Below are 4786 nucleotides of genomic sequence, written 5' to 3' on the forward strand. Positions count from 1 at the left end.
GCGTGCCCGAGGAAAGTAGGGGCGACTAGGGGTGGCGGAGCAGAGCGGATCTGAAACCCTTCGTTTACGCAATGAGATTCGCACATCTGCACAGATTCCCGAAGCTCCGGGTCTGTGAGCGCAGAACGAACACGCCGGCACGACCCTCTGTTTGGACAGGTGAGCTTGAACCGCGGAAACCTGCTGGCCATCAGCGATCTCCATATCGCCTACGAGGAGAACCGGAAGATCGTTGAGGAGCTTCGCCCCCGGACCGCCGAGGACTGGCTCCTGGTCGCCGGAGACATCGGCGAACTGACCGAGGACATCGCCTGGGCCCTGCGCACCCTCAGCCGGAGATTCGCCAAGGTGGTGTGGGCGCCGGGCAATCACGAGCTCTGGACGCCCCGTCAGGACCCGATTCGACTGCGTGGCGTCGAGCGGTATCAGTACCTCGTCCGGCTCTGCCGCGAGCTGGGTGTCGTCACCCCCGAGGATCCGTACCCGGTCTGGGAGGGTCCGCAGGGGCCCGTCGTCGTGGCTCCGCTCTTCGTGCTCTACGACTACACCTTCCGCACCCACCCCGGGCTGTCCCGGGAGCAGGCTCTCGCCGCGGCGCACGAGAAGGGGGTCGTGTGCACTGACGAGTTCCTCCTCTTCCCCGACCCGTACGCCGGCCGCCAGGAGTGGTGTGAGCATCGGGTGAAGGAGACGGAGGCACGGCTGGCCGCACTGGAACCGGAGCTGCCCGTTGTGCTGGTCAACCACTACCCGCTGGTACGGGAGCCCACCAGGATCCTGCACTACCCGGAGTTCGCACTGTGGTGCGGCACGGAACGCACCGCCGACTGGCACCTGCGCTTCAACGTCGAGGCCGTGGTCTACGGGCATCTGCACATTCCCCGCACGACCTGGCACGACGGAGTGCGCTTCGAGGAGGTCTCGGTGGGCTACCCCCGTGAGTGGCGGCGACGCGGGCACCGCCCCACGGTGCCGCCCCGCCTGATCCTGCCGAAGTAGCCGGCCCGGTACTGCCCGGCCGGCATGGTGCCCCCCGCTGGCCCCGGCAGACCGTCGGAAGCCTCACGCACTGTGCCGGTCGGTTCGCTCTCCAGCCCGTCCGGACCGGCGCCTGTATGTCCTCCGAGCCGGGTTCCGCGGCTCGGTGGATCGCTCGCCGAGACGGCGATGCAGCTGCGCATCGTGGCCGCGGCCCGAGGAGGCTTCCGCCCCGATCCTCCTGCCGAAGAGGATGAAGAACAGGACTGCCGATCCGCAGGAGCCGTCGCCCCTGCCCGGGTCGGAGTGAACAGCGGCTACGGATAGATCCGCACGTCGTTTCGGTACTGATCCGCCAGCAGGACGATCGCCTCGGGCAGCCCTCCCGAGGCGACTTCCGCAATCGTCACCTGTTCCAGCACATTGCGCAGACTGGTGCGCGCAGCCATCCAGACCTCGCGCAGGGACTCCGCCGGGCCCGCGTACTGAAGCTCGGTGAGCCGGGCATCGCGCACATTGATCAACGGGCCGTCCACCGCCCGGTACACATCGGCGAGGGTGATCTCCTCCGCCGGCCGGCCCAGCAGGAATCCCCCCTCGGGCCCGCGCGTGCTGCGCACGATCCGCGCCCGCTTCAGCTCTGCCAGCACCCCTTGCAGGAACTTCAGCGGAATGTCCTGCTCCGCGGCTATCCGGCCGGCCTTGACCGGGGTGCCTTCGGCCGCGTCCAGGGCCAGTTGGGCCGTGGCGCGCAACGCGTAGTCCGCCTTCGCCGAGATCCTCACGTCATCAATCCTTCTGCGAACCGTGTCGAGCCGTACCCCTTGGAGCCGACGGGTCCGGGCCTCACCCGGTGGGGGGTTGCTAAGGGTAGCGCGGGGTAGCGCGGGGCGGCCCCGGTGAGCCTTCCGCACATAGCCTCGGGCAGACTTTGTCTATCGAAAAAGTAGATATAGGTTCCGAGTTGGGAGTACCTCACCAATGATCGGTGGAGAACCGAACTGTTGCGTCGCGGTCATCGGCGCCGGGGCAGCGGGAGTGATCACCGCGGCCCGCCTGCTGGAGGCAGCCGACACCCGCGGCCTGCCACTGGAGATCCGCCTCATCGACCCGGCGGAGACGACGGGCCGCGGAATCGCCTACTCGACGCGGGACTTACGCCACCTGCTGAACGTCCCGGCCGGGCGCATGAGCGTGAGCGCCGACGATCCGGACGACTTCGTGCGCTGGCTGCGCGAGCACGCCGGCCACCTGGCGGACCCCGGCCGATTCGTCCCACGCCGCCTCTTCGGTTCCTACCTCGCCGATCACCTCGCCGACCGGTCGGCCCGCGGGCCCGGTCGCGTCGTCCGGCTGCGCGACCGCGTGGTCGAAGCCACGCGCGCGGACCGGCGGCTGGCACTCCGGCTGGCCTCCGGCTCCACCACCACCGTGGACGCCGCCGTGCTGGCCACCGGCAACCATCCGCCGTCCGTCGACTGGGCGCCGGCCGCGCTCCGCACGTCGGACGCCTTCATCGCCGACCCGTGGGCGCCCGGGGCACTCGACCGGGTCCCGCACGACACCGACGTACTGCTGGTCGGCACCGGGCTGACCATGGTGGACATCGCGATGTCCCTCGACCGGCCGGGCCGCACCCTGCACGCGGTCTCCCGCTCCGGGCTGCTTCCTCAGCCGCACGCCGCCGCCCCGGCGCCCGTCGCCCCGCCGGACCTCACCGGCTGCACCGGACTGGACGATCTGCGCAATGCGGTGCTGCGCCATGTCGCACGCACCCGGCGCGACCACGGGGACTGGCGGCCCGCCCTCGACGGTCTGCGCCCGATGACCGCCGCGCTGTGGCAGGGGCTGCCGGAGCACGACCGGGCCAGGTTCCTGCGCGCCGACGCGCGCGTGTGGGACGTGCACCGGCACCGGATGCCGCCGGTCACCGCCGCCCGGCTCACGGACGCGCGGGAGGCCGGGCGGCTGACGGTGAGCGCCGGGGAGGTGGCCGGCGTGGTCTTCACCGGCGGCGGTCCGCACATCGACCTCACCGACGGCCGGCGGCTCGCCGTCGGCGCCGTCGTCAACTGCACCGGCCCGCAGGCCGATCCGCGCCGGGCCTCGGACCCGCTGGCCGCTGCGCTGTTCGAGGCCGGCCTCGCCGCCCCCGGGCCGCTGGGACTCGGTCTGCACACCGGCTGCGACGGCAGGGTCTCGGCCGCGCACGGGGCACCCGACGCCCCGCTGTGGACGCTCGGCGCCACCCGCCGCGGCAGCCTGTGGGAGAGCACCGCGATCCCGGAGATCCGGACCCAGGCCGCCGAGGTCGCCTCCGCCGTGGTGACGGCGCTGACCGCTGGCCGCCGCGCAGAGACTGCGACGGCGGCCGCGCACGTCGCGCACGCCGCGGACGAGCGCCGCGCCTCCGTCGAGGCCGCTGCGACCGCAGGCCGCCACGGTGGGGCCGCTGCCGCCGCGCCCCGGCCCCTGCCGGGGTCCCACCGCACCCCGACGGACCACCACGGCCTGCGGCTGAGCACCACCCCCGAAGCGGCGGTGGCCTACAACGAGGGGCTCGACCGGATCCTGCGCGTGGCGTCCGGCGTCGAGGGGCCCATCGCCGAGGCGGTCGGCCTCGACCCGGGGTTCGCCGTCGGTCACGCGGCGCTCGCCCTGCTCGGCCACGAGTGGGGCGCCCAGGTGGACGTGCCGGCGGCGCTCGCGGCCGCGGCCGCAGGGCTGGGCCGGGGGGTGGACGAGCGTGAACGGAGCTTCGTCGCCGCGGTCGCCGCCCGGGTCGGCGGCACCCGGGCCGAGGGCGACACCGCGCTGCTGCGGCACATCGAGGACCACCCGCGCGACGCCCTCGCGGTGAGCCTGGCGGTGCCCACCATCGCGTTCGGCGGAGTGACCTGCGGCGAGCAGACCTGGCAGCTGGTGGAGGGACTGGCCCCGGCGTACGGGGACGACTGGTGGTACCTGGGACAGCTCGCGTTCGTCCGGCAGGAGCAGGAACGGTGGGACGAGGCCGAGGCACTGGCCGCCCGCGCGCTCGCGGCCGTGCCGTCCTCGGGCCACGCGGTGCACGCCCGCGCCCATGTCTTCTACGAGACCGGGCAGCACGACGAGGGGCTGAAGTGGCTGGACGAGTGGATTGGGGTGGAGGGGCCGCGGGCCAACAACCGGGCGCACTTCTGCTGGCACGCCGCCCTGCACGAGCTGATGACCGGTCAGGCGGACGCGATGCGCAGCCGTTACCTGGATCAGCTGGCCCCGCCGGCGGTCACCGGCGCCCGTGCGCTGATCGACTCCGGCGCCCTGCTGTGGCGCAGCCGGATGACCCGGTCCTGGGAGGGCCCGCAGCCGGCCGATGAGGTGCTGGCCCACGCCCCCGAGGGATGGCTGGCCGAGCCGCCGACGGCGTTCGCCGCGATGCACTGCGCGCTCTCGCTGGCGGCCGCCGAGGATCCGGCCGGTCTGGCGCGGCTGCGCACAACCGCCGCACGGCACGCGCTGCCCGTCTTCCGTGAGGTCGTGGCCCCGCTGTGCACCGCGCTGGCCGCGGTGATCGACGGGGCCTGGGCGAGCGCGCTGCCGATCCTGCGGAGCCTGGGGCCCCGGCTGGGCGCGCTCGGCGGCAGCACGGCACAGCGCGACGTCATCGAGGAGACGCTGCTGTTCACGCTCACTTCGGCCGGACACCACACCGAGGCGGCCGCGCTGCTGGAGGCGCGGTTGGACCGGCGGCCCGCGCCACTGGACCGGACCCGGCTCGTGGGGCTGGAGCTCACCCGGGCCTGACCGCGGGCGCAGAGGCGTGAGC

The 4786-nt window shown here is 73.1% G+C and carries 4 protein-coding genes; 3 read left to right on the forward strand and 1 reads right to left on the reverse strand.

Annotated features, from left to right (window positions below):
• The first annotated feature begins 159 nt into the window (after window positions 1-159).
• Both ACWGI8_RS09065 and ACWGI8_RS09070 read left to right on the forward strand, forming a co-directional pair.
• Entirely contained in the window at window positions 160-999 is an 840-nt protein-coding gene (locus ACWGI8_RS09065; RefSeq protein WP_453659466.1) for a metallophosphoesterase family protein, read from the forward strand.
• Complete coding sequence (locus ACWGI8_RS09070; RefSeq protein WP_453659467.1) at window positions 942-1235, forward strand: hypothetical protein; 294 nt, start codon at window positions 942-944, stop codon at window positions 1233-1235. Before ACWGI8_RS09065 ends, ACWGI8_RS09070 begins: the two co-directional genes overlap by 58 nt.
• Before the next feature lie 60 nt (window positions 1236-1295).
• On the opposite strand, the gene ACWGI8_RS09075 is transcribed toward ACWGI8_RS09070, so the two are convergent.
• Window positions 1296-1763 carry an RrF2 family transcriptional regulator gene (locus ACWGI8_RS09075; protein ID WP_453659468.1) on the reverse strand — a complete coding sequence of 156 codons (468 nt, stop codon included), beginning with the start codon at window positions 1761-1763 and terminating at the stop codon, window positions 1296-1298.
• A gap of 196 nt (window positions 1764-1959) precedes the next feature.
• Between ACWGI8_RS09075 and ACWGI8_RS09080 the strand changes: the two genes are divergently transcribed.
• Window positions 1960-4764 (forward strand): FAD/NAD(P)-binding protein, encoded by a 2805-nt coding sequence (locus ACWGI8_RS09080; protein ID WP_453659469.1) that lies wholly within the window; start codon window positions 1960-1962, stop codon window positions 4762-4764.
• Window positions 4765-4786: the final 22 nt, after the last annotated feature.

It is taken from the genome of Streptomyces sp. NPDC054841, from assembly GCF_053611045.1.